The sequence below is a fragment of the Clostridium sp. C8-1-8 genome (assembly GCF_009928445.1).
Lineage (GTDB): Bacteria > Bacillota > Clostridia > Clostridiales > Clostridiaceae > Clostridium_AR.
This window is the reverse complement of the sequence record NZ_JAABNO010000020.1, coordinates 85,955-112,225: the sequence shown is the minus strand read 5'-3', so window position 1 is coordinate 112,225 and position 26,271 is coordinate 85,955. Positions and strand designations below refer to the sequence as shown.

17 protein-coding genes are annotated in these 26,271 nt (G+C 30.4%); 15 read left to right on the top strand and 2 right to left on the bottom strand.

The window, feature by feature from the left end; all coding sequences use genetic code 11:
• A partial coding sequence (locus tag GXK57_RS26915) for a DNRLRE domain-containing protein (protein WP_279285517.1) occupies positions 1–868 on the bottom strand: 868 nt, incomplete at its 3' end.
• A 908-nt stretch (positions 869–1,776) separates the two neighbouring features.
• On the opposite strand from GXK57_RS26915, the gene ribD reads away from it, so the two are divergent.
• The 8 genes from ribD (at position 1,777) to GXK57_RS18480 (ending at position 14,847) form a co-directional block, all read left to right on the top strand.
• Positions 1,777–2,868, top strand: coding sequence for a bifunctional diaminohydroxyphosphoribosylaminopyrimidine deaminase/5-amino-6-(5-phosphoribosylamino)uracil reductase RibD (gene ribD, locus GXK57_RS18515; RefSeq protein WP_160679157.1), 1,092 nt, complete (start codon positions 1,777–1,779; stop codon positions 2,866–2,868).
• Positions 2,869–2,977: 109 nt separating this feature from the next.
• Positions 2,978–4,165, top strand: a complete 1,188-nt coding sequence (gene ribA, locus GXK57_RS18510) for a GTP cyclohydrolase II (RefSeq protein WP_160679155.1) — start codon at positions 2,978–2,980, stop codon at positions 4,163–4,165.
• Between the two features lie 133 nt (positions 4,166–4,298).
• The gene (locus GXK57_RS18505; protein ID WP_160679153.1) at positions 4,299–4,448 is read left to right on the top strand and encodes a hypothetical protein; all 150 of its coding nucleotides are present in this window, start codon (positions 4,299–4,301) and stop codon (positions 4,446–4,448) included.
• Between the two features lie 250 nt (positions 4,449–4,698).
• Entirely contained in the window at positions 4,699–7,338 is a 2,640-nt protein-coding gene (locus GXK57_RS18500; RefSeq protein ID WP_160679151.1) for a hypothetical protein, read from the top strand.
• Positions 7,339–7,340: 2 nt separating this feature from the next.
• Positions 7,341–9,101 carry a cellulose biosynthesis cyclic di-GMP-binding regulatory protein BcsB gene (locus GXK57_RS18495; protein ID WP_160679149.1) on the top strand — a complete coding sequence of 587 codons (1,761 nt, stop codon included), beginning with the start codon at positions 7,341–7,343 and terminating at the stop codon, positions 9,099–9,101.
• Between the two features lie 206 nt (positions 9,102–9,307).
• Positions 9,308–9,475: a zinc-ribbon domain-containing protein gene (locus GXK57_RS18490; protein ID WP_128211325.1), complete on the top strand. Its 168-nt coding sequence runs from the start codon at positions 9,308–9,310 to the stop codon at positions 9,473–9,475.
• Between the two features lie 335 nt (positions 9,476–9,810).
• Positions 9,811–13,194: an ATP-binding protein gene (locus tag GXK57_RS18485; RefSeq protein ID WP_160679147.1), complete on the top strand. Its 3,384-nt coding sequence runs from the start codon at positions 9,811–9,813 to the stop codon at positions 13,192–13,194.
• A gap of 207 nt (positions 13,195–13,401) precedes the next feature.
• Entirely contained in the window at positions 13,402–14,847 is a 1,446-nt protein-coding gene (locus GXK57_RS18480; protein WP_160679145.1) for a DEAD/DEAH box helicase, read from the top strand.
• 88 nt (positions 14,848–14,935) lie between these two features.
• Here GXK57_RS18480 and GXK57_RS18475 read toward each other — a convergent pair whose 3' ends face one another.
• The gene (locus GXK57_RS18475) at positions 14,936–16,942 is read right to left on the bottom strand and encodes a sigma 54-interacting transcriptional regulator (protein WP_160679143.1); all 2,007 of its coding nucleotides are present in this window, start codon (positions 16,940–16,942) and stop codon (positions 14,936–14,938) included.
• 430 nt (positions 16,943–17,372) lie between these two features.
• Here GXK57_RS18475 and ptsP point away from each other — a divergent pair, with 430 nt between their 5' ends.
• The 7 genes from ptsP to trxA all read left to right on the top strand — a co-directional run bounded on the left by ptsP (position 17,373) and on the right by trxA (position 26,270).
• Positions 17,373–18,989, top strand: coding sequence for a phosphoenolpyruvate--protein phosphotransferase (gene ptsP, locus GXK57_RS18470; protein WP_160679141.1), 1,617 nt, complete (start codon positions 17,373–17,375; stop codon positions 18,987–18,989).
• A gap of 400 nt (positions 18,990–19,389) precedes the next feature.
• Complete coding sequence (locus GXK57_RS18465) at positions 19,390–20,550, top strand: MFS transporter (protein WP_160679139.1); 1,161 nt, start codon at positions 19,390–19,392, stop codon at positions 20,548–20,550.
• Positions 20,551–20,886: 336 nt separating this feature from the next.
• Positions 20,887–21,462 carry an RNA polymerase sigma factor gene (locus GXK57_RS18460; protein WP_160679137.1) on the top strand — a complete coding sequence of 192 codons (576 nt, stop codon included), beginning with the start codon at positions 20,887–20,889 and terminating at the stop codon, positions 21,460–21,462.
• On the top strand, positions 21,449–22,903 hold the full coding sequence (locus tag GXK57_RS18455) for a DUF4652 domain-containing protein (protein WP_160679173.1): 1,455 nt from the start codon (positions 21,449–21,451) through the stop codon (positions 22,901–22,903). Before GXK57_RS18460 ends, GXK57_RS18455 begins: the two co-directional genes overlap by 14 nt.
• A 439-nt stretch (positions 22,904–23,342) precedes the next feature.
• Positions 23,343–24,674, top strand: a complete 1,332-nt coding sequence (locus GXK57_RS18450) for a tetratricopeptide repeat protein (protein WP_160679135.1) — start codon at positions 23,343–23,345, stop codon at positions 24,672–24,674.
• 15 nt (positions 24,675–24,689) lie between these two features.
• Positions 24,690–25,865 carry a beta-aspartyl-peptidase gene (iadA, locus tag GXK57_RS18445; RefSeq protein ID WP_160679133.1) on the top strand — a complete coding sequence of 392 codons (1,176 nt, stop codon included), beginning with the start codon at positions 24,690–24,692 and terminating at the stop codon, positions 25,863–25,865.
• Positions 25,866–25,949: 84 nt separating this feature from the next.
• A complete protein-coding gene (gene trxA, locus GXK57_RS18440; protein ID WP_160679131.1) occupies positions 25,950–26,270 on the top strand; it encodes a thioredoxin in 321 nt (106 codons plus the stop codon).
• The last annotated feature ends 1 nt before the right edge of the window (position 26,271 follow it).

The window sequence follows — 26,271 nt, the reverse complement described above, 5'->3', positions numbered from 1 at the left end:
GCCCAGTAATACCAGTAGCACCTGTAGGACCGATAGGGCCAGCGTCTCCAGTAGGCCCAGTAATACCAGTAGCACCTGTAGGACCGATAGGGCCAGCGTCTCCAGTAGGTCCAGTGATACCAGTAGCACCGGTAGGACCGATAGGACCAGCATCTCCAGTAGGGCCGGTAACACCCGTAGCGCCAGTAGGTCCTGTAATGGATATAGATCCTGTTGATCCAGTAGCACCGGTTGTGCCAGTAGGACCAGTAGGACCAGTAGGACCAGTAGGACCAGTGGAACCTGTAGCTCCGGTTATGCAGGTACATCCAGTTGGAGTGCTATCTTCGTAGGTTATTATTAAAGTAGGTCTTCTATCAACAAACTGATATTTGGAAGATCTAAAACCTATTATAGATTGATAGTTGTGTTCTATTCCTACAAGTGTTATTCCATAGTTGGGTATTAAATTGTAATACCAGTTTTTTACTAAGTTTGTTATATCAATGCTTATAAAGTTGTTTATATTAAAATCTGTTACTGTAGTATAATAATTTGTTGGTTTAACATTTGGAGTGTTATTCCAATTAGTTAAGCATTGAGAAAAGTCACTTAGATTTGAATAAATTCTTACTAGCTGAGGTGAAAGCTGAGCATCAATTGACTGCTTTTTAAAAACAAAAAGATTTAATTTCGCTTCTTTTAATATTTTTCCCCTAGGTATCATGCTAGATATATCGAACTTAATTAGGCTCCTAAAGTTATTATAACAAAAGCTATCATTCACTATTGAACCTGTATAAAGAATAGGAGAGTAGCAATTTATTTCATTAGGAGCACCACTACTTATGAAAGTATCCTGAGAAGGATTAATTTTTATTATGGGCACATAATCCTCTCCTTTTTATCAAATTAACTATAGTTAAAGTCTATAGTCTAGATATAATATGTATTAGCTCCTATAAATGTACATAAATATACGAAAGAGATATATTATATTCAATATAAAGTTTTTATTTACAGTTATTTTATAAATTTCAATTTTAGGGAAGTAATACAGATGCTATTCTTTAATTTTAAGAAAAACTTAAGATTATCGTAAGCTTAAATTAACGTTATTCCTATATCATAATATTGTAGCTTAGTTATTGGAAAAAGGGGAATTAATATGAACTCATATAGGGATGAGAAAAATAGTATAAATAATCTAAGTGTTATTTTTGATATTGTTGTAATAATTATTTGTATAGTAGGGATCGTTTTTGCATTGATTAATTAAAGATTAATTTATAATAATAAGGTTTTATCGAGGAGTGCTGTTTTTAGCTCATTGTAATAAGTTATTAGAAAACTAAATAACTTATTACAATGAGCTCTTTATTATTTAGGAAATTATAAAAAAGTTCTCTAGCTAAACCTACCAATACCAATGGTTTATGATAGATATTTATGATAAAAAGTAAAGAGTTATTTCACTTACAATAACTTTTTATCATATGTTCAGAGGAAGCAGATCCTAAAAGTTAATTAAAGAAGGCTTTTTAATAAATTTTGTACTAGGTAGATAAGTGGAATTATAAGTTAAACGATAATTATTATTAATTAATATTGACGATGAATATTAGCTATGATAAATTTATACATAATAAAGTAAATACTTGAAATTATAAATAATGATTAGCTATATGGATATAATAAAATTATATTAATCTGATTTTTTATTATGGAATTAATAACATATTGAATAACATATTTTATACTAAAATTTGGAATATTAGAAATTATAGAGGTGTTTTTATGAATGAAGTATATATGAATATGGCCATAGAGTTAGCTAATGGAGGAAGTGGATTTGTAAATCCCGATCCACTTGTAGGAGCTATAATAGTTAAAGAAGGCAAAATTATAGGACAAGGATATTATAAAGCCTACGGCTGTGAAAAGGCTGAAATAGGTGCAATAAAAAACTCTATTGAAAATACTAAAGATGGAGAACTATTTATAAATATAGAACCAGAGTTATCGATAGAAGATAAGAACTATATAGACTTCGTATTAAATAGTGGTATTAAGAAAATATATTTAGGTATGGAAAACCCGAAAAGTGGATTTAAAGGACAGATGAAAAGAATTTTTTCTAATATGGGTATAGATGTTGAATATAACATACTAAAAGAAAAATGCGAGGAACTAAATGAGATATACACTCACTATGTAAATAAAGGAACACCATATGTATTTACTAAATGGGCTATGACTCTTGATGGGAAGCTTGCAAGCAGAACAGGGGATTCAAAGTGGATAAGTAGTGAGAAAAGCTTAGAATTTGTTCATCATTTAAGACAGAGAGTAGCAGCTATAATGGTAGGAGAAAATACGGTTAAGGTGGATAATCCATTACTTACAACTAGATTAACAGGAATTACTATATCAAATCCGTTGAGAGTCATAGTTTCTAAGTACGGAGACTTACCATTGGACTCCCATGTTTTAAAGGTTGATGAGAATGTTAAAACATTAATTGTAGTATCAACTAAAATAGATGAAAAAAAAGAAAAAGAGATAATAAGTACTGGTGCAGAGCTGGTAAAGGTAGAAGAAGTTGATGGTAAGCTACCTTTTAAAGAAATAGTAAAGCTGCTTGGAGAGAAAAATATAGATTCACTATATATAGAAGGAGGAAGCTCTTTATTGGCTTCAGCTTTTGAAAGTGGAATTGTGAATAAAGTATATGTTGCAATAGCTCCTAAGATAATTGGTGGACAAAATGCAGTGACTCCAGTTGGTGGACTGGGAATTGAAAAGATGAATGATGCTATAAGATTAAAAAAAGTAAGCCATGAGATAGTTGGCGATGATGTAATCATTAAGGGATATATAGCTGAATAAATCAAATAGACTTTATGGAAATCTGTAGTAAAATAATAGCATATTATATTTATTTGAATGGGTTTAATAAAATTAGGATGAAGATTAAATAACTTTTAAGGAGGATATTATGTTTTCAAAAATTAGTGAAGCAATAGAGGTAATTAAGAATGGAAAGCTTGTTGTACTGGTAGATGATGAAAACGAAGAAAATAATGGAGTATTGGTGGCACTATCAGAGTTAATAACTAAGGAAAGTATAAATTTTATGACTAAGCATGGAGCTGGTATTATTTATGCGGCTCTTGAAGAGAATAGGTTTGAAGAGTTAAATCTACCTAAGTTAGTTGATGGAAGCGGAGTCAGCAGTAGAAATGAGTTCTCAATTTCTTTAGATCACGAAAGTACCACTAATGGTGCTTCTGCAGAAGAGAGAGCTATAACAGTAAAAAAACTTATACAATCTGGAGAAACAAGACAAAACTTTAGAATACCAGGAAATATATTTCCATGCAAAGCTGCAACTGGCGGAGTACTAAAGAAAGCAGCAAATGTAGAAGGTGCTGTTGATTTAGCAAAACTTTCAGGATTGTATCCATCTGCTGTCATAACACAAATACTAAATGAAGACGGATCTATCGCAAAGTTAGCTGATATAAAAAGCTTAGCAGAGGAAAATAACTTAAAGATTGTGTCAATTGAAGACATTATAGCGTATAGAAGAGAAAGTGAATGTTATGTTACTAAAGAAGCAGAAGCAAACTTGCCAACAGCATATGGAGACTTTAGAATGGTGGGATTTGTTAATAAGCTAAACGGAGAGCATCATGTAGCTTTGGTTAAAGGAGATATAAGTGAAGAAGATGAAGTCTTAGTAAGAGTCCATTCAGAATGTCTTACTGGAGATGCATTTCACTCATTAAAATGTGATTGTGGAGAGCAATTAGCAGCTGCACTTAATACCATAGAGAAAGAGGGAAAAGGAGTGCTGCTATATCTTAGGCAAGAAGGTAGAGGTATAGGTCTTATAAATAAAATAAAGGCATATAAACTTCAAGAAGAAGGTTTGGATACAGAAGAAGCCAATATAGCTTTAGGATTTCCTGCTGATATGAGAGACTATGGAATAGGAGCTCAAATACTTAGGGAATTAAAGGTGAGAAAGGTAAGATTGATGACAAATAACCCTAAGAAGTTAGTTGGTATAAAAGGTCATGGAATAGAAGTACTTGAAAGAGTGCCTTTAATAATGGATACTAATCTCCATAATGAGAGATATTTTAAGACAAAGAAAGAAAAAATGGGACATTTGTTCTAAAGCTAAAATAAAAGTAATTACTATGTTGAAAAAGCAGAAATTTCTTCTTAAAAAATAAGAAAAGCTGACTATTTAAAAAGATAAATGATAATACTAGATAGGAAATCTTATTTTCAGAGAGGAGAGATTTAATATGCCAAACAATAATAATAATTCTCAAAAAAATAACAGCAAAAGAGATGTTGAGCATTTTAACGATCAACTAGGTGAAAATGCATCAGAAGAATATAGAAGTGAAGAATATTCTAATGCATTAAAAAATGATACTAAAAATAAAAAATAGATATATTAGCTAGATGATATGAGAGTTTAAACATACCATTTATGATTAATTTATAAAATTAGGATTTAGCATAGCTACTGGTGATGCTAAGTCCTTTTCTTTTATTATTGTATTAATTTGAGCAAGCATTTGAATAAACTGTGTTACAACTATGTAGTTTTGGTTAAGTTAGGGGTTTATTGGTATGAATGTATTTTGCACTAAGAGGAATAATATTAGTTGAAAAAATGTAAGTAAAATCGAGGGCAAAATGAGAAAAATAAAGATTAATTTAAATGATTCAACTTTTATAATAATAGCAGTGCTTTTAATATCATTAATATGTTCACTTACCTTATTCATAAGACCATTAATAGGAATGGCAGACAATGGGGATTTCTATAGAATAATAGGTCCTAATGGTTTGTATCATATTTCTAATTGTGATAGTGATGTGTTCTTTGGATACTTTAATAAGCAATATGGCATTTATAAGTACTTTAATGAAAATGGATTTATGCTTTTATCAACGCATGCATTAATAATACAAGTTGCTTTAATTATCAATAAGCTTTTAAATAGCAGAGAGACTTTTGATATAAGATTTTTATCTTTCATTTATATGATTGCTACTAATGTAGCAGCGTATTTTATATTGAAGACTTTCTTGAAAGAGATGCAGTTTAAGAGGTATAAAATTTTTGTCGTAGTGCTTTTCGTTCTAATATTTTGCGATACTGGATATATAGCATACTTTAATTCCTTTTATGGAGAGGCTGTGAATTTTAGTTTTTTTCTATTGAGCATAGGTTTGCTTATATATATGTACTCTTTTGATAAGATTAAGATTCCATATCTTCTCGTATTTTCCGTAGTCTCTTTGATATTTATTGGATCAAAGCAGCAGCTTGCACCAGTTGGAATAATATACGCTCTTATACTTTTTAGATTGATGATAACGGAGTGCTCCAATTCAGTAAAACATACCTTAAAGGTTATTATAGTTTTTTTTGTTATATGTTCTGCAGTTTTTTATTTTTCTATAGTAGGACCATTTGATTATATAAACAGATATCATTCTATGACTAGAGGAATATTGATAGATGAGCTTGGACCAGAAGAGGTTCTAAAAGAGTTCAATATTAATCCTCAATATGCTATGCTTGCTGGTAATACTTTTTATAATCCTATACCAATAATACAACCTGAAGATAATAAACTAGTGAAAGAGTTTTATTCCAAATATTCTTTTGGTTCAATAATAAAATATTACTTAAGGAACCCAGCAGCGATAGGAAAGATGCTAAGTATTGCGTCAGAGAATGCATACAGTATAAGACCAACAGCCATGGGGAACTATGAAAAGATGGAGGGGAAAGCCTTTGGACAGAAAACTTCATTTTTTACTACATATAGTTATATTAAGGTAAGATATTTTCCACATAATATCTTTTTCACAGTGATTCTTATAGCAAGCTATTTTTTCTTTTCTATTAAGGATTATATTTATTATCTTAGAATAAAAGATGTAAAGCATCAATTGATTGAAGAAGTGTTTCTATCTATTTTTCTCATAGGAATTACGCAGGTGTTTGTGTCAATCTTAGGTGCTGGGGATGCTGACTTAAGTAAGCATCTATTTATGTTTAATCTAAGTTTTGATATGCTGCTATATTTTTCTTTTATACGTATATTTAATCATATGCAAAATAGACAAAAGATTAAGGGGAAGCGAGGAATTTTAAATAAGCTTAAGTTAATAATTATTATGAGTAGCTTAACTATATTTTTTTCTTATGATCAATGTAATGCGGCTGAGAGAAAGGTAATGATTTTATATGACTCCTATAAGTATTTTTCAGCGGACTATAGTAATCTAAATTGTTTAGTAAAGCTTGTAATGGAAGCAAATAATTCGGCTATAAGCATTAGAAGAGTACCCTGTGATTTAGGAGATGTGAATAGTTATAGTAAGATAATTGTACTGGATAATGATGATGGTGAGGTAGCTGAAAATACCTTATATAAATTAAGCAACTATAAAGGAAAAGTTATATGGTTATCTAACAATCGTAATAAGATAGATAAATTGATTAATAATCCTGTTAAAACTATGAATATAGCCATTTTTAATCTAGATATAGATGATTATATAAGCAAAAGTACTATCCTAAAAGAGTTAGATCAAGATAAGCTTAGAGAGAATAGGAGATATCTTGTTTTGGAAAAGATATATCCGTTTATAAATTTAACTGAATTTAAAGAGAAAGTGGATTTTTTTAGTACTAAAAACATTCCTTTTGTATGTGAGGTAATGCCGATTTATGAAAATATAGATTTTATCTCTATGAAGAAGTTCACAGATTCCTTGGTTTATGCGCAAAACAAAGGGGGAGCAGTGGTATTACATTCACCTGTTTCTTATATATCTGATCCTAAAGGAGAAGAGGTTATTGAAAAAACTCAAATAGCTTTTTCTAATTACTTGAAATATAAGGTATATCCAGTGGCTGTTAGTATTCCAGATAGATGGATTTATAAAGATGATTATGGTTCAATGTTAAAATTATCAAACTCAATATTAATTGAGAAAGATAAAAAAGATAACATTATAGATTCTAATATATTAAGTGTAAATACTTATGAAACTGTAATAGAAAAAGTGGATATAGGAGATTTTATTAAGGATCCAATAAATCAAATCAGTCCAATAGGAATAACTATAAATTCTGACATAGGCTTGGTGGAACTTAAAGAAAATATTTTTTCTTTAAGCAGGGGAGGGATAAATTTTAGTGACTTAAGGGACATAAATCTTAGAATTAGATTAAAAGATGATGAGATAAGAGGTAGTGATCATAAGATCTATCTAAATGGTAATTTACAATATTCTAGGTCTGTGGGGGAATAGTAATGAACCAAAGACGTTTTCAAAAAAAAGTAATTTTATTTGCCCAATATGTTCTTCTATTTTTTATGTTGTTGAGTTTACCAATACAGTCTGTTAAAGTTAATGCTACGGAAAATAAAATTAAAGATTATTCTAAAATTAATTTGCAACCTAATGCTAATAATGAAAAAAGATTTTATATTAATAATAATCTTGAGATGTTAAATGATACACTTGTTTGTAATACTGACTTTTTGATTAACAAGTGGTGGGATATTCAAAAGCTAGAAGTAGATTTGCAAATGAGTATAAAAAAGAATATAGGAATATCATTGTTAGCAAATGGAAAAGAGTTTTACTCTGATAATTTAAATTATGATTCTAATACCAGTCAGAAGAAGATTAAGGTGCAAATACCTAATAGTTTAATCCGGGAAGGTGCGAATAGGATTTCCTTTAAAACTATAAGTGAAGATAAATTACTAGGCTATGAAGCTATAAATATATCTGATAAATCTAATATAGTAGTTCAGTTTAGGGATAAGGAAGTAACAAACAATATAGAGCAATTTCCATATCCATTTCTTAGGATAAGCGAGAATAAAAATTCTAATTGCAGTATTCTTATACCAAGAAACTATACAGATGAAGAATTGGAAGGTGCTCTGTCACTATCTTCCTACTTAAGAAGGCTTAGTTTAAATAAAGAGTTTAGAATAAGTCTAAATAGGTATACTCCAGAGCTATATAATGGGAATAAAGATATAATATTTATAGGAAATTATTCAAATATTCCTTCTGAAGTAGCAGCAGATTATATAAATCCTAAGAATATAGATTATAACAAAACTGCAGTTATAGAAAAGGTAAGGGTTAAATCTAAGAAAAACAAGGCTGGTCATAGTGCACTTATTATTCTTTCAGATGATGATAGCTTAAAAATGAAGGCTATAAAAGTATTAATGGATAAAAAGTTAGTAGATAGCATAAAATCAAATATATTTACAGTGGATAAAAATACAAGTTCAATAACTGATAAGAAAGTTAGTTCACCTGTAATACAAGAATTCAAAGAGCGTAATGATAAAAAGAGATATTCTAGCTATAGATTTGAAAATTACCCAAAACCATTTATTATAGATAATAAGTTTAATAATACTGCATTGATATTACCAGCTTATTTAAATGAAGATGAACTAAACAGTTTATGTTATATGGTTTCATACTTAGGAAGTAGTGTAAATGATGAATCAGAAACACTTAAAGTTATCAATTGCAATAAGTTTAATGATGAATATAAGAATATGAATTTAATAATATATGGCACTGCTAAGAATAATAATATAATAAGATCTTTAAATGAAAAGCTATGGTTTAAATATAAAACCGATTATACAAAACTTTTACAAAATGAAAAGTTTTGTTTTTATGATGACTATGCAAGTAATGCAGCCTTTTTCCAATTTGATAAATCTCCATTTGATGAAAAAAATGCAGCATTAATATTGACCTCACCTAGTAATGACACATTGAGAAGATCTATAGAATATTTATCTTCATCAAGGTTTTCTTCGAAAATCTTAGGTGATGGAGTAGTGATAGATAGGTATGGAAATTTAAAAAACTTTAAGTTCAAGGAAGAAATGGCTGAGCCAATAAGTAGTCAGTTTAAAAAGTTAGACGATAAACCTAAAAAATTAATAATACATTCCATAATTCTTCTTATTGTTTTATCTACAATATTATTATTAAGTTCCATAATTAAGAAAGTAAAAAGAAAATAAAGCATTCTCATATGATGTGGATAAAATGGAATAAAATGTTTAATAAAGTTCTTGCTAAATACTTTTATGTGTGTTATACTGAATTCGTTGTGATAAATTTTAATACAACGTAAAGATTTAATTAATATGATAGAACATACCTTTTTAGGCATATACTAATCCTATTTTTAAATCTTAATATATGAATAAAAAGGAGAAATGTTCAAATGGCAGATAAGAATTTAGTTTGCAAAGATTGTTCAAAAGAATTTGTTTTCACTGAAGGAGAACAAGCATTCTACAAAGAAAAAGGATTCGAAAACGAACCACAAAGATGTCCAGAATGCAGAAGAGCAAGAAAGCAACAAAACAATAACAGAGGATTCAGAAGATAATAATTGACTGAATATAGGCTATCTAAGAGAATTACTTCTTTTAGATAGCTTTTTTACTGTTAAGAAGAAATTATAAAACTAATTACTAGGTAAACCTAGTAATTTAAGGGTGTATAATAGATATTTAGGTTAACAGTAAAAAAGAAATCTTATTGGCCTGTCAGAATTTCTTCACATATCTTCAGAAAAGGCAGATGTGTAAAAGTTAGTTGGACTTAATTTCCATTATGTTAAGTAGTCTTTTTCTGGTAAAATCAATTAGAACTATATAAACTTAGAAACTAATCGATAATTATATATTTAGTTTAATAAAAATATACATAGAGGGGTTAAAAATGAAGTGTTTTAAATCTCCAAAGTTGAGAGTATCAATTATGCTCTTCGCGGTCATATTATTATTCAGTTCTTTAATTATGAATAGTATAAACATAGGAAAGAGTAGTAGTTTGCCACAGGCGAGGTTAGGTGTAATTGATCTGAGAAATTGGAACTTTCAAAAAGATGGATTGCTAAATCTAAGTGGTCAGTGGGAATTCTATAGCGGAAGATTGTTTGAACCACAAGAATTGGGTAATGTATCCCTTGATGATAAGCAATATTCTTATATACCTGGTATATTTGCTACTCAAGGATATGGAACATATAGATTAAAGGTTTTAGTAAATAGACCAGAGGAACTCTATTCGCTTAAAATTGATTACATACAAAGTGCATACAAGCTTTGGGTTGACAACAACCTAGTGATGTCAAATGGCACTGTGGGAGATAGTAAGAAGCGCATGATCCCTCAGCTTTTACCTAAGGTTGGAACACTAAGTTCTGGTAGTGGTGAATTTTACATAACTCTTCAAGTAAGTAATTATTATAGTAAGTTTGGCTTTATAGATAACATAGTTATGGGAAATCAGGATAAATTGAGCAGTTATAGAGACAAAAAACTAGCTTTTGACTTGTTTATTTTAGGAAGTACGTTTATAGCAGCTTTATATAATTTGGGGGTTTTCGCTAGAAGAACTAAGGACAAGGCACCGCTGTACTTTTCACTTGTTTGCTTATTGGTTGCTCTTAGAACCATGTTCATAGGAGAACGATTTTTCATAATGTTGTTCCCAAACTTTAATTATGAAGTGTCGGTAAAAATTATGGTTCTTACCTTTTACATATATATCCCTTTTATAATACTATTCATAAATAAGTGTTATGGAGAGATATTGAACAGAAATTTAGTAAGGATAGCTGTAGGTTCTGGAATTGTATATACACTCATAGTTGTTTTGAGTCCTATTAAATACTACTTAGAATATATACTTCCATTCGAAGGTTTTGCATTAGTCATGCTCTTATATATGATGTATAAAGTATATAGTATATATATGATAAGTGGAAAAGCTGACTACATAGCTTTAGTAGGGTTGTTTGCATTATTTATATCAAGAGTAAATGACATATTATATGAATATAGTATAATAATAACTACATCTTTAGCTCCTATAGGAACTCTTATATTTATAATAGCTAATTACTATGTGTTAGCTGGAAGACAGTCTGAAGCTTTCAATAGCTTGGAAGTAGCCAGTGAAAAGCTTAAGTCTATAAATAAATTAAGAGATGACTTTTTGGCTGTTACTTCACATGAACTTAAGACTCCACTTAATGGAATAATTGGATTGTCTCAAAGTTTGATAAATAATAATGCGTTGAGCCATGATGATGACGAAAATGTAAAGCTAATAAATTTAAGTGCCAAGAGATTATCTAATCTAGTGGATGATATGATGGTATTTTCTAGACTAAAGAACGATAATATAGGGCTTTGTATCAAGCCAATTAATATAAGTAGAATAGTGGATATGGTTATAAGATTCTTAGAGATATCAGTAAAAAGTAAAGATATAAATATAATAAACTTAGTTGATAACTCTGTTCCATATATACTGGCAGATGAGGATCGTATTCAGCAGGTATTGTATAATTTGCTGTCAAATAGTATTAAGTTTACTCACAAAGGTGATATAGTAATATCTTATAAAGTTGAAAAAGGATATATAAGTATTTCTGTAGAGGATCAAGGTATAGGAATACCAAGTGATAAGATTAATAATATATTTGAAATATATAAACAAGTTGATGGGGTATCTTTAAACTATGGAGGTACTGGAATAGGTTTGTATATAACTAAGAAGCTTGTTGAGTTACATGGTGGGATAATAAAAGTAGTGTCTAACTATGGAAGTGGTAGTAAGTTTACTTTCACTATTCCTTTATGCTCGGAAGAACAGTTAATTGAATATATTATCGATGAAGAAGAAATCGACATTACTAAAGTTACAGATGAAAGTATAATTAAAAATAAATTGAATAACGAAAAACAAGCTTCAGCTCAGCATGAAATAAGTGAGCTTAATAATGAAGACTCGGTTTCTAGAGTGTATTCCTATAAGATTTTAATAGTTGATGATGAATATGTGAATTTAAAGGTATTAGAAAATTACTTGACTGAAATTCCTTCTTCTATCCTTATTGCTTCTACAGGAAAAGAAGCGTTGCAAGTGATTGAGGAGAATGAAGATATAGATCTTGTAATTCTAGATATGATGATGCCGGATTTATTGGGGTACGAAGTCTGTGAAAGGATAAGAAAGAAGAAAAATATCTTTGAACTTCCTATACTTATAATGACTGCTGATAGAAGAATAGAAAGTATAATTACTTCCTTCCAGTGCGGAGCTAATGATTATCTCACAAAGCCTTTTGATAAGAATGAGCTGCTTGCTAGAATAACAACACTATTAATGCTAAAGAGTAAGGTTAAAGAAACGGTAAATCTTTCTGATCAAGTATTGGCAGCTAACAAAGAAGTTGAGTCTTTAAATGAGCAGAATGAAGAGCAAAATAAGAAAGTGGAAGCTCTCATGGAATATGATAAAATCAAGACTGAGTTCTTTACCAATATATCTCACGAGCTAAAGACGCCGCTAAACGTTATTTCTAGTACAATACAACTGTTAAATTCCTTAGACGAGAATAAAACCTTAGGAGATGAAAAGATAAAGTATTATCTTAGCATAATGAATCAAAATTCCTTAAGGCTTCTAAGGCTTATAAACAATCTTATCGATAGCACTAAGATAGATGGAGGTTATTTAAATCTGCAGCTTAAAAATGATAACATAGTTTATGTAATAGAGGATATATGCCAGTCTGTAACTGAATATGTAAATACTAAAAATATAAGCATAATATTTGATACGGATGTTGAGGAAAAAATAATGGCCTTTGATGAAGAAAAAATTGAGAGAATAATCTTGAACCTTCTTTCCAATGCAGTCAAATTTACTAGAGAAAATGGAAGTATATTTGTGAATATATATGACAAAGATGATTGTATAGAGATTTCCATAAAAGACACAGGTATAGGGATTCCAAAAGAAATGACAGAATATATATTTGAACGTTTTGCCCAAGTTGATAAATCAATTACTAGGCAGAATGAAGGTAGTGGAATAGGACTTTCTCTAGTGAAATCTTTGGTTGAAATGCATGGTGGTACTATAAGAGTTGTTAGCGAAGTAAATGTTGGAAGTGAATTTATAATAGTTATGCCAGCAAAAGTATTGGATGTTGATGAAAACTCTATTGCTTATAAGCAGATTAGAGAAGATTCGAAATTAAAATATGATAAGAGCTTATCTATTGAGTTTTCTGATATATATTTATGATTAGATTTGCAACTAAAGTTTAGCATAATATTTGCAAAAAACACTGGTATTCATAATACCTAAGTTGGAGATATTATAGTATAAATATTTATGGTGGATTGTTTTAATATTATTATAATGATGCTGATTGAAAGTTATAATCAACAATATGTAGCCAATATTAATATGATACATCTTTATAAATAAGAAATAATGAGGTTAAAATATATGAGTAATTTAAGTTTTGAAGAATTAGGAATTAGTGAAGAACTATTAGAGGCGTTACATAAGTTGGGGTACAGAAATCCTTCTAAGGTTCAGCAGCAAGTAATACCTAAGGCTATTGAGAATAATGATATAATAGTAAAGGCTCAAACTGGAAGTGGAAAGACCGCTTCATTTGGAATTCCTTTATGTGAAACAGTTGATATAGAAGAGAGAAGTCCGCAAGCTTTGGTATTGACTCCAACTAGAGAACTTTGCGTTCAAGTTAAGGAAGAAATATCAAATATAGGGAGATTGAAAAAGGTTAAAGCTGTTGCGGTCTTTGGAAAGCAGCCATTTAGTGATCAAGTAAGGGAGCTTAAGCAAAGAACTCATGTAGTAGTTGGAACTCCGGGAAGAACCTTGGATCATATAGATAGAGGAACCATTGTATTAGATAAAGTAAAATATTTTATCATAGATGAAGCCGATGAAATGCTAAATATGGGATTTATAGATCAGGTGGAGCAAGTGATGAAAAAGCTTCCCAAGGATAGAGTTACTATGCTTTTCTCAGCAACTATATCTGAAGAGATAGATGTACTTTGTAGAAAGTATATGAAGGATCCTATAAAGATTGAGATTAATCCTGAAAGAATAACTACAGAGAGAATCAAACATGTTTGCTACAAAGTAGGGTATGATTATAAGTTTAATTTATTAAAAGATATATTGATAACAGAAAATGTAGACAGTTCAATAATATTTTGTAGTACAAAAGAAAATGTTGATGAAGTTAGTGAAAAGCTAAAAGATCAAGGTTTTCCATGCAGTAAGCTTCATGGAGGCATGATGCAAGCAGAAAGATTAGAGGTTATTAATAGTTTTAAAAGAGGGTATTTTAGACTTTTAGTAGCTACTGATGTGGCAGCTAGAGGTATAGATGTCCAAGATGTAACTCATATAATAAACTATGATATACCAATGGAGAAGGAAAGTTATGTGCATAGGATAGGAAGGACTGGCCGTGCTGGTAAGCAAGGTAAAGCAATAACCTTTGTAAATAGCTTTGATAATAGATTCTTGCTACAGATTGAAGAGTATCTAGGATTTAGTATTTCTAAGGAAGAGATGCCTAGCAAAGACTTAGTTTTCAATATGAAAAAGGCTTTTTTAGAAAAGCTTAATTCTAAGCCTGTATTAAAAAAGGATAAAAGCAGTGAGCTAAATAAACAAATATATAAAATATATATAAATGCAGGAAAGAAGAAGAAGATAAGACCTGGAGATATAGTTGGAGCTATTCTTAATATAGAGGGTATTAGCAGTGATGATATAGGGATCATAGACATTCAAGATGGATTCTCTTATATTGATATCCTTAACGGAAAAGGTAATATAGTGTTAGAAGGGTTAAATACATCAAAGATAAAAGGTAAGGATGTTAAGGCTCAAAGAGCAAAAAAATAGCATAGATGGGGATATTTTAAGATTTTATAAAGTTAAATAAACCATGTATAGATAAAGGTTAATATCTATACATGGTTTTTTACTACTATTAGTCATTAACTACTATATTGTACTTTTGGCACTTTAAGGAGACAGTTCTATGGGTTAGTCCTAATGCTTTCCCGGCCTTATTGAAACTCTTATATTTCTCCATAGCAGCTCTTATGATTTGCTTTTCATATTCTTCAAAAGGCAAGATCTCATCGCTATCTATATTTATAACGCTCTTGGTATTAGTAGTAGACTTCTTTAAAAAGGACGGAAGATCGACTTCTCTAATGTACTCATCTGTACATAAATTCATAGCTCGCTCAATTATATTTTCTAATTCTCTTATATTTCCAGGCCAGGAGTAATCCTGCAGCAGAAGTATGCACTCCTTACTTATACCTTTAATATTCTTATTTAATTTTTCATTTAGTTTTGTTATAAAGTGTTCAACTAAAAGCCCTATGTCTTCTTTCCTTTCTTTCAATGGAGGAAGATGGATAGGGAGAACATTGAGTCTGTAGTATAAGTCTTCTCTAAACCCATTATCTTTTATCATTTCTTCAAGATTTCTATTGGTAGCTGCTATTACTCTAACATCTATTTTTTGAGGCCTAAGTCCTCCTAAGCTTTCAATTTCTCTTTCTTGAAGAACTCTTAGTAGCTTAACCTGCATAGAAAATGGCATATCGCCTATTTCATCTAAGAAGATGGTGCCTTCATCAGCTATTGCAAATTTACCAGGTTTACTTTTTACAGCACCTGTAAAGGCACCTTTCTCATATCCAAAAAGTTCGCTTTCTAGTAAGTTCTCTGGTATTGCTGCGCAGTTAACTCTAACAAAGGGCTTATCTTTTCTGTCGCTATTATTATGTATAGCTTTTGCAATAAGCTCCTTACCTGTACCGCTTTCTCCTCTTATTAACACTGTAGAAGTGCTTTTTGAAGCCATTTCGCATATATGCAGTATGTCTTTTAGAGCGCCAGAGGAACCTATTATATCTTTAAAAGAGGATTGTAAAGATGCGTGCTTATTTAACTCCTCTTTATAGTAGTTTAATTCATCTTCAGAGCGTTTTAACTTACCCATTAGTTCTTTGATTTCATTTATTGGCTTAGAAGTAGATATAATTCCTTTAAACTCTCCATCTATAAAAATAGGATCTACAGTTGTTATTATTTCAACATTTTCCTTATTATGAATTACGTTTTCTATTTTTTTTCTTTCAGTAAAGGCTTTTACCCTATATCCGTTAGGAGATAAGCTGAAAATATCTTTTCCTATAACATTCTGTGATGCCTCAGGAAGATGTTCCTTATAAGCTGGATTTGTATAGCTTACCTTTCCATATTCGTCAACAAAGCAGATCATATCATGTGAGGCTTCCAATATTTTGCTGAATTTTTCGTTTAACTCTTTCATTCCAACAAGATCGGAGACATCTTGAAAAACTCCAACTGCACCTATCACAGTATCATTAGTAAAGATAGGGCTTCGATTTACCATTGTAATCTTATTGTTTATATGTTGTATCTGGCCAAATTGTTTTATCTTTCTCTCTATTATTTGAGGTAGCTCACTAGTAGGTATTATATTGTTAACATTTTTTCCTATAACCTCTTCATATTTATGATCAATTATATTTAGAGCATAGTCGTTTATACTTATTATATTGTAATTTAGGTCTATAACGATAATTCCTATAGGGACATTTTCAAGTATTTGGTCATTTGCAATTTTGCTTTCTTCTATAAAGGCATCTATAGAATTCATTAAGGTTGATCCTTGGTTTATATGTGTTTCTATATAATTAAGCAATTCTTGTACTGCATTTATTCCGCCTAAGGTTTCCTCTTTGCATCCAATTAGTATTGTTTCGTTGGAATGAACCCTTAAGGATAATAGCGCAAGCATACTTATACCAAGCCAATCAGTATACTCGCTTTTCTTTATATATAGATTAATATTAAACTTTGACTTTATCTGTGATGCTTTATTTACTATCATTGCTGCGAAACGTGTATGTAATCCATTTGGGTCTTTTATAAATATTTCTTTTGAGTACATAAATCATCCTCCTTAGGCTTGATAAAATTTATCAAGGTGTAAAAGCTCTTGATAAAAAATAACAACCTTGATTATATCATATAAAATCAAGGTTTGTAATAGAATATATTAGAAGATAGAAAAATAGGTTGATAAAAAGTATCAGAAATCAATAATTTTTTTGAAGAGAATAAGAAAAATAATTATTAGTTACAATACATATTGAAGAAAAATTCTTCTTTTAAAGAGAGTTATTGCAATTTTTTTTACATTTTATGGTCTCAATTCGAGAAAAATGTTAAAAATATGTCGATTTAAATAAGTTGGCACGATAATTGCTTTAAATATTAGAGGTTGAAAATGAACAGTTAAAATGTTTATTGTTTGAGATGAATTTATCTAGAAATATAAATAATAGTTTATTGTTTTATTTATAAGGAGGAATAACATAATGAAAAAAGGTATTGCAGCATCAAAGGGTTATGCAATAGGTAAAGTATTTATACAAGAGCATGAAGAAATCGTGATAAGTGACGTAAAGATAAGCGATATACAAGCAGAAAAGGGATTACTTCAAAGAGCATTAGTTTCAGCTAAGGAACAATTAGAAAAGATAAAAGCAAAAGCTGCTGAATCAATGGGAGAAGAAAAGGCTGCTGTTTTTGAAGCTCATATAACACTTTTAGATGACCCAGAATTTACAGGAGCTATGGAGCTTGAAATAGAAAACAATAGCTCAAATGCTATGAAGGCTGTTGCTGATGTAACTAATACATTTGTTATGATCTTCGAATCAATGGAAGATGCTTACATGAGAGAAAGAGCGGCTGATATAAAGGACGTTTCAAAGAGAATAATAGCTAATGTTGCTGGTAAGGTTGATAGTTTTGAAATAACAGAAGAAAATACTATAGTTGTAGCTCATGATTTAACTCCATCAGATACAGCTCAACTTGATAGAAGTAAGGTTGTTGCTTTCTTAACTAACATAGGTGGTAGAACATCACACTCTGCAATCATGGCAAGAACTCTTGAAATTCCTGCTGTTGTAGGTTTAAAAGATATAACTACATCAGTAAAAAATGGAGATATTGTTATAGTTGATGGTATTGAAGGAATTATAATAGTTAATCCAGAAGAAGCTGTAATTGAAGAATACAAGACTAAGAGAGAAAAGTTTATAGCAGAACAAGAAGAGTTAAAGAAACTTATATCTGTTAAAACAACTACTAAGTCAGGTAAGAGAGTAGAAGTGTGCGGAAACATAGGTAAGCCTGAAGATGTACATCAAGTTTTAGCTAATGGTGGAGATGGCGTAGGTCTATTCAGAACTGAATTCTTATACATGGATAGAGATAGTGCTCCAACTGAAGAAGAACAATTTGAAAGCTATAAGTATGTTCTTGAAAAGATGGAAGGAAAGCAAGTTGTTATAAGAACTCTAGATATCGGAGGAGACAAGACACTTCCATATCTTCCACTACCAGAAGAAATGAACCCATTCTTAGGCTATAGAGCTATAAGACTTTGTTTAGATAGAAAAGAAATATTTAAGGTTCAGTTAAGAGCTTTATTGAGAGCTTCAATATACGGAAACTTATGTGTAATGTTCCCAATGATATCTGGCTTAGAAGAATTCCTTCAAGCAAAAGAAGTAGTTGACGAATGTAAGGCTGAGTTAAAAGCAGAAGGAAAAGAATACTCAGAAACAACTCAATGGGGTATCATGGTTGAAATACCAGCAGCTGCTGTTTTTGCAGATGAGCTAGCTAAGTATGTAGACTTCTTCTCAATAGGAACAAATGACTTAATCCAATATACATTAGCTGCTGATAGAATGAGTGAAAAGGTATCATACCTTTACAATCCAATGCACCCATCAGTATTAAGACTTATAAAGATGACTATAGAAGGTGCTCATAAACATGGAAAATGGGTTGGTATGTGTGGAGAAATGGCTGGAGATGAAACAGCTATACCAACACTTGTAGAATACGGATTAGACGAATTCTCAATGAGTGCAAGTTCAATACTAAATGCTAAGAAGATAATAATGGAACAAGAATAATTAACATCCCTAAATGTTAATTCAAATATAAATCAAGCTTATGATAATAGCTAACCCTAAGGCTATTATCTAGTATCCTTTTTAAACCCTATAAAAGGGATGTGAAAATTAAGTTTGATGAGTTTTATAGAAAATAACTCTTATCCCTAAATACAAATACTGAAAATAAAGCTTTTGCTTAGTGCAGAAGCTTTATTTTTTTACTGTTGTAATTTACTGTAATAAAATTTAGTATATCTAATAAATTGTAAGGACGCAAACTTGATACTTCTCTGAAATATTTTCTTTCAATGAAAATTTATTTACATTTGTATAGTAGGATAGTAGTATAGTAAGAGATTTGTACGGACAATAGTTAGTTATAGAAGAGTATTAAACATTGAGGGGAGGATGTGGTGCAATGGCAAGAAGTGAGGTTGTGAAGTTTAAAGAAGTTCAAGTTTGGATAAACATTTGGAGCTGCATATATAACTTATTTATATTAGTATACTTGAAATCCAAGGGGCTAGACAATGTGCAGGTAGGAGTAGTTAATGCGATTAATATCATAGCCGGAACGGGTGGACAACTTATATTAGGATATCTTTGCGATTTAAAAGGAACTATAAAGAAGTTTATGATTCCTATGCTTGTTATACTGTTAGTGATATCTATGGTTGTAAGTTACTTAGGCGGAAATCTGTTGATTATAGCTATAGCAATTCTAGCTTTTATACAGGCACCAGTTGTTATGCTTATGACAACTTGGGCTATTAATAGTTCTGAGGAAACAAGAAGACAGTTCGGAGGAATAAGAGCTTTTGCTGCTTTAGGATTTGCTTTTACATCTTTGATAGCAGGAAAAATATTTGAAGTTATAGGGCTTAATAACATGTTCTTTTTTTATGCATTTTTCATGTTGATTACCCTTATAAGGACTAGAAGCATAAATGATATAAAGATAGCAAGAAGTAGTAATAAGGTAAGTCCTTTCATACTTCTAAAGAATAAAGAGTTTATATTGATAATGATAATTTCCTCGGTTTACGCTTTAGTAATGAATATAATTTCTTTTAGTTCTCTTTTAATGCTAGACTTAGGTGGAACCACTGCCCATGTAGGTATATCAGCCTTTATAGCTGCACTTGTGGAGGCACCAGTGTACTTCGGAGCTCAAAAGCTTATGAGAAATAGGAGGAAAAGTTCTCTTCTTATATTTGCTATGACAGCTTATACTATAAGGTTTATATTCATGTATTTTGCAACCTCTTATGTTCATCTACTTTTATTATCTTTTACACAGGTAATAACATATGCTATTTTTGAAATTGTAAGTAAGTATATGACTAGTGAAGCAGTTCCTTTAGAGCAACAGAATACAGCCTATAGTGTAATAGGAGCTGTTAGCTCTGTACTAGGTGGAGGGTTTTCTATCATTGCTGGAATGCTTATAAATAAGTTTACACTTAAGGTAATACCATTTAGTGCAGCAGTAGCTTCAATTGTAGTTTTGATATTTATACTGGTTTACGCAAAGTTATATGATAAAGATGAAAAAGTTAAACATAGATATACTGCTTAGAAATATGTTTTAGACAGTATGGTTTGAAATTAAACTTTTTTGCTATTAAGTCCAGTATAAGTTTTTTTGTTGGCTAAGCCTAGCAATATCAAGGACTTATAGCAGCTATGGTGAACATTAAAAATAAATATTATTCCACTGCCAGAACTTCTGCATAGATATTGGGAAAGGCAGATACGTAAAAAAGCACACTGAAGAAGGTTCAGTGTGCTTTTTTTTATTCTTTACAGTGAACTAAATTACTATAGTATACGTATATAGGTTGAAATGCATTGCTTATATAAGTATCATTACTTTTTATCTAATATTATAATTACTTTAACTGGGGTGAGTATTTTGAATGAGGACATAGAGCTAGTTACTAATGTACTTAGAGGAAATATAGATAGCTTTAATACTTTAGTTAACAAATATGAGCTAATAGTACTAAGGTTTGTATATTCTATAACCAAAGATAAAGAGGCATCAGAGGATATAGCACAGGAAACCTTTATAACTGCCTACAATAAACTTTATTTATATGATAAAAGATATAAATTTTCTAATTGGCTGCTTCAAATAAGTAAGAACAAGGCTATTGATTTTATAAGAAAATATAAAAGAGTATATGAAGCTAATATAGAAGAAGCTAACAATTTAAGTTCAGGCGAAGCTTCACCAGAAGAACAGCTTGAATATAGTGACTTGAAAAAGGAAGTGCAAACCTTTATAGAATCCTTAGAGGAATTGGATCGCCAAATTATATTGCTAAGGTATAGTGGAGAAAGAACATTTTTTGATATTTCACAGATTTTATCAATTAGCGAATCAACCGTTAAGAGAAAATATTATAGGCTTAGGGAAAAGTTTAAGAAGTCTATAAACTATTGTAAAACCTTTGAGCAGGGAGGTATCTCTAATGAATTGTTATAGTTTCAAGAAAAAGTTAGACTTATATTTGGAAGGAGAACTTCAAAAGGACATAAAAGCTTCTATGGATAAACATATAAGTCAGTGTGAACAGTGTAGAAAAATATATGAAGAAGAAAAAGAAATAGAAGAGTTATTATTTAAAGCATTAAGTTTTGAAAAAATAGATTTTAAAAGCTCAAGAAACGAGATTATTAGCTCTATAGATAAAGATAAATATAAAAAGGGTTATAAAAGTAACGTGAAATTTCATTTTATAAAGAATAAAAAGATGTATGTAATGGCGGCATCCTTTCTATTAATTCTTATAATGATACCCTTTATGAAAAATTATATAGCAGGATTAAGATCTGAAAATCAAATTGCTAAGTCAGTCTCTGCTGATAAAGACAAAAGCAAGACTCTAACCACTGAAAATAACAATAATACCAGCAATAAGATTTCAGGTACAGGTGAAGCAAGCAATAGTTATCAGGATACGGTGAAAAAATCAGATGTAGCTACTATGACCATTGATAAAATGGATGATGTTCTGTCTGATATTAGTAGAAAATATCATCCAGTAGATTTCTATAAATTAAGTGAAGATAAACAAAAGGAAATGCTGCTGAAAGGCCAATCAAAAGCTAAGGCATCACCTAGCAATAAATACCAAGCATATATTATAGGTAAAGGTGAGAATGTTGATAAAGAAGGAGCAGGAGCTTTAGCAATAAGAGATACTTCATCAGGTAAGCTAAAATACTATGAAGTTGGAGAAGATCTGGGAACAGTTTCTCCTCTATATGTGGAGTGGTATGATGATGATAATCTTTTAGTTATTGTAGGAATGGCCTATGGAAAAGTAACTAAGGGAGGCAGTGTTTATTTACTTAACATGAAATCCAATAACACTGTATTAGTATATGGAGCTCAAGTTCCTTTAGAGCAAGTAGTATCTTTAAGTAATAACAAAGGTAGTTTAAACTTGTCAATAATAAAATATAAGGACAATAATATGACTTCTTATGATACCACTAACAAGACCATAAATTATAGCATTGAGGATAAGAATACATTGCTAGATTCAAAACAAAAGCATGATGAGATGTTTTTGTTAGAGGAATACAATAAGTTGTTTAATGGAGATACGTCAATAAAGGAAAGCAATATACTGTCTGGTGGAGTTAAACTAGACTATATAAAAAATGATGCCAATAATTTTGGATTATTATTAAAAGCTAATATAAATAGAGTTTTGAGCATAAATTCTTATGAATACAATAAGTTTATAGAAAAGTTTGGTTTATCAGATTTTAAGGTATATGTAGTAGAGTTGAAAGATGATAAAAACAATTCTTATATTTATCAAATGATTATTTTAGGGAAAGAAAAAAAGCAAAGCAATTGGAAGATATATCATGTGTATACAATACCTCAAGGTTATGCTGATATAAAAAATTAGAGTAAATTGAAAAAATCACTAATGAAAAAAACATCATTAGTGATTTACTCTTTATTAAATAGAAATAAAATGAGATTTAAGGTGAATATAATATTGTAATAAAGATATACTTTAAAGAAAGAGTAAATAGAGAATATGTCGCCTGCCAGAATTTCCTCACCTGCGTTCGGAAAAGGCAGATGCGCAAAAAAAATCACTAATGAAAAAATCATCATTAGTGATTTTTTTTAGCAATATACACAAAATAACTAAAGATAAAGTAAATTAATTCGAAACAACTATTAGTGTGAGTAATGGAATATATTTCATTACTTAAATCTTTGATGATATAATTAAGTTTATAGTAAACATATAAAATTAAAATATAAAGATATAAAACTACAAATATTAGATGAATATAGTATATAAGAATTCATTATATGCATAGGGAAGGAAATCTATGAAGGATTGGAAAAAACGATACGATAAAGCTATACATTTATTTCAAAATGGAGATATCGATAAGGCACTTGCTATATGTGAGGTTCTTATTTCTGAGAACCTTAAAAATACCTCTGCGCTAAATCTAAAAGGGCTTCTTCTATATATTAAAGGTGATTTAAAGGCTGCGGAGTCTACCTGGAAGATAAATAAAGATTTTAATAATGATAGTATATCTAAGAGCTATCTAAAAGATATTGAAAAAGACTGGAGTAGAGCTATATTATATGAAGATGCCTTGAAGGACATAAAAGGTATGTATATAAATGAAGCTGAAAAAAAATTAAAGATCTGTAGCGAAAGTGACTTTAATAAACTTAATGTAAATAATGCTATAGCTTTTTGTTTTATAAAAAGAGGGCAATATGAAAATGCTAAGTCTTGTGTAGATATAGTTAGAGGAATAGATAAAGATAATAAAGTAGCTTTAGATAATCTTAAGGTCATAAAAGAGTTTTCTGAAGAACATAAACCAAAAATAAATTATAAATTAGTTATAGGAATAGTAGCCATATGCGTTGTAAGTGTTGTATCATATGTATCCTATAAGCCTGTTAAGAGATATGTATCAAAGGTGACAACAAATTATTTGGCATCAAAGCAGGAGAAGAGTAAAAACAGTATTCCTATTAATGATAAGAATAATTTAAGTACAAATAAAAATACTACAGATACAAGTAAAAATCAAAATGCTACTGATACTAATAAGAATCAAAATGCATCAAAACAAAATAATACTGCTGAACAAAAGAATAATACTAAAGTAGAGGAAAAAAAGTTCCCAGTAGATGAAGTCAAGGCTGCTGTAGATGCTAAAGATTTTAATAAACTATATACTATAATAACTTCTTTTGATAAAGCAAAGCTTGGAGTTAACGATGTAGTAACTTACAATAGTGGAGAGGATTTACTGAAAAATAATGGAGTTCAAAGCTTTTATGATACAGGAAGTAAGTATTTTAACGCTAAGGACTTTGCAAAAGCTAAAGTAGAATTTGAAAAAGCTATTGCCTTCTCAAAGGGTAATTATTTGGATCAGCATATTATTTATAGATTGGCTACAACTACTGAAAATCTAGGAGATTATGAAAAAGCTCTAGGGTACTATGATCAGTATATCAATAATTACTATGGAGAAAACTATACTGATCAAGTTTTATATAAACTTGCCACAATAAATTCTAATACTGACAAGGCTAAAGCAAAGCAATATGCTCAAAAGATACAAAAGGATTATAGTAAATCTATTTATTATAACACAACCATAAAGTCTATATTAAATTCGCAGTAGAATAGGAGGAAACATATGATTACTGTTATAAAGAACGTTGATGTATATTCACCTAAACATTTAGGTGTTAAAGATGTGGTTATTGTAGGTGATAAGTTAGAAGGTGTATACGATAATATAACTATCCCTACAGATTTTGTAAATATAGCAGTAATAGATGGTAATGGCAAGGTTATGGTACCAGGATTTATGGATTGTCACGTTCATATAATGGGAGGCGGCGGAGAAGGCGGATTTAAAACTAGAACGCCTGAACTTCCCTTTAGTGAAATTGTTAAGGCAGGAATAACTACTTTAGTTGGTTGTGTGGGAACAGATGATGTATGCAGAAATATGGTATCACTACTAGCTAAGGCCCATGCACTAGAAGAAGAAGGCATAACAACTTACTGTTATACTGGATCATATCAAATTCCTGTAAAGACCGTTACCCAAAATATTAAGGGAGACTTGATGCTTTTAGATAAGGTAATAGGAGTAGGAGAGGTGGCGATTTCAGATCATAGAAGCTCTCAACCTACCTATGACCAGTTTGCCAATGTGGTTGCAGAAGCTAGAGTTGGAGGATTGCTATCAGGAAAAGCTGGAGTTGTAAACATCCACTTAGGAGATGGTACAAGAAAGTTAGATTATCTTTTTAAACTTATAGAACAAACAGAGATACATCCTCATCAACTTCTTCCTACTCATGTGAATAGAAATGGTGAACTGTTTAAAGATGGTATAAGATATGTACAAAAAGGCGGCTTTATTGACTTAACAACAAGCTTTGATCCCAAGAATATGGCTGCAGGTGAAGTTAGTCCAAGTAAAGGATTAAAGATAGCATTAGATCAAGGTGTTCCGGATGACCATATAACTTTTTCTTCTGATGGTAATGGAAGCTTGCCATTATTCAATGATGAAACAAGAACTACCGAAGTTGGGATGTGCTTAGTTTCTTCTCTTTACAATGAAGTAAGAAAGGCAATAATAGATGAAAAGATACCAATGGAAAGAGCTATAAAAGTAATAACTTCTAATGTGGCAGATATATTGAAACTTCCATATAAGGGGAGAGTAGAAGCTGGTAAAGACGCAGATTTAGTTTTATTAGATAAAGAGGGATTAGAAGTAAATACAGTCATAGCTAAGGGTAAGGTTCTAATGCAGGATAAAAATATACTTGTAAAGGGTACTTTTGAAAAATAAAAGTGGACGTTTGACTTTTTATAATTAGAATATATAATATAGTTATAAATACCTATTAGGGGTATAATTAGGAGGAAGCTTTTTATGGTTAAGCATGTGGAAGAAAAGGATTTTAATGAAGTTGTGTTAGAAAGTCAACAATTAGTATTAGTAGATTTTTGGGCTACTTGGTGTGGACCTTGTAAGATGGTTGCACCTATATTGGAGCAACTTTCAGAGGAAATGAACAACGTTACATTTGCTAAGGTGGATGTAGATAACAACCCAGGTTTAGCAGACAAATACGAAATAGCAAGTATACCGACTATTATGCTGTTTAAAAATGGAGAAATGGTTAATAAAGTTACTGGATTTAGACCTAAGAGTGAATTGGTAGATTTAATAAATAGAGGATTACAGGCCTAAA

Coding starts and splice junctions, on each gene's coding strand:
- ribD (WP_160679157.1), top strand. CDS start 1,777: ATGAATGAAGTATATATGAATATGGCCATAGAGTTAGCTAATGGAGGA.
- ribA (WP_160679155.1), top strand. CDS start 2,978: ATGTTTTCAAAAATTAGTGAAGCAATAGAGGTAATTAAGAATGGAAAG.
- GXK57_RS18505 (WP_160679153.1), top strand. CDS start 4,299: ATGCCAAACAATAATAATAATTCTCAAAAAAATAACAGCAAAAGAGAT.
- GXK57_RS18500 (WP_160679151.1), top strand. CDS start 4,699: ATGAGAAAAATAAAGATTAATTTAAATGATTCAACTTTTATAATAATA.
- GXK57_RS18495 (WP_160679149.1), top strand. CDS start 7,341: ATGAACCAAAGACGTTTTCAAAAAAAAGTAATTTTATTTGCCCAATAT.
- GXK57_RS18490 (WP_128211325.1), top strand. CDS start 9,308: ATGGCAGATAAGAATTTAGTTTGCAAAGATTGTTCAAAAGAATTTGTT.
- GXK57_RS18485 (WP_160679147.1), top strand. CDS start 9,811: ATGAAGTGTTTTAAATCTCCAAAGTTGAGAGTATCAATTATGCTCTTC.
- GXK57_RS18480 (WP_160679145.1), top strand. CDS start 13,402: ATGAGTAATTTAAGTTTTGAAGAATTAGGAATTAGTGAAGAACTATTA.
- GXK57_RS18475 (WP_160679143.1), bottom strand. CDS start 16,942: ATGTACTCAAAAGAAATATTTATAAAAGACCCAAATGGATTACATACA.
- ptsP (WP_160679141.1), top strand. CDS start 17,373: ATGAAAAAAGGTATTGCAGCATCAAAGGGTTATGCAATAGGTAAAGTA.
- GXK57_RS18465 (WP_160679139.1), top strand. CDS start 19,390: ATGGCAAGAAGTGAGGTTGTGAAGTTTAAAGAAGTTCAAGTTTGGATA.
- GXK57_RS18455 (WP_160679173.1), top strand. CDS start 21,449: ATGAATTGTTATAGTTTCAAGAAAAAGTTAGACTTATATTTGGAAGGA.
- GXK57_RS18450 (WP_160679135.1), top strand. CDS start 23,343: ATGAAGGATTGGAAAAAACGATACGATAAAGCTATACATTTATTTCAA.
- iadA (WP_160679133.1), top strand. CDS start 24,690: ATGATTACTGTTATAAAGAACGTTGATGTATATTCACCTAAACATTTA.
- trxA (WP_160679131.1), top strand. CDS start 25,950: ATGGTTAAGCATGTGGAAGAAAAGGATTTTAATGAAGTTGTGTTAGAA.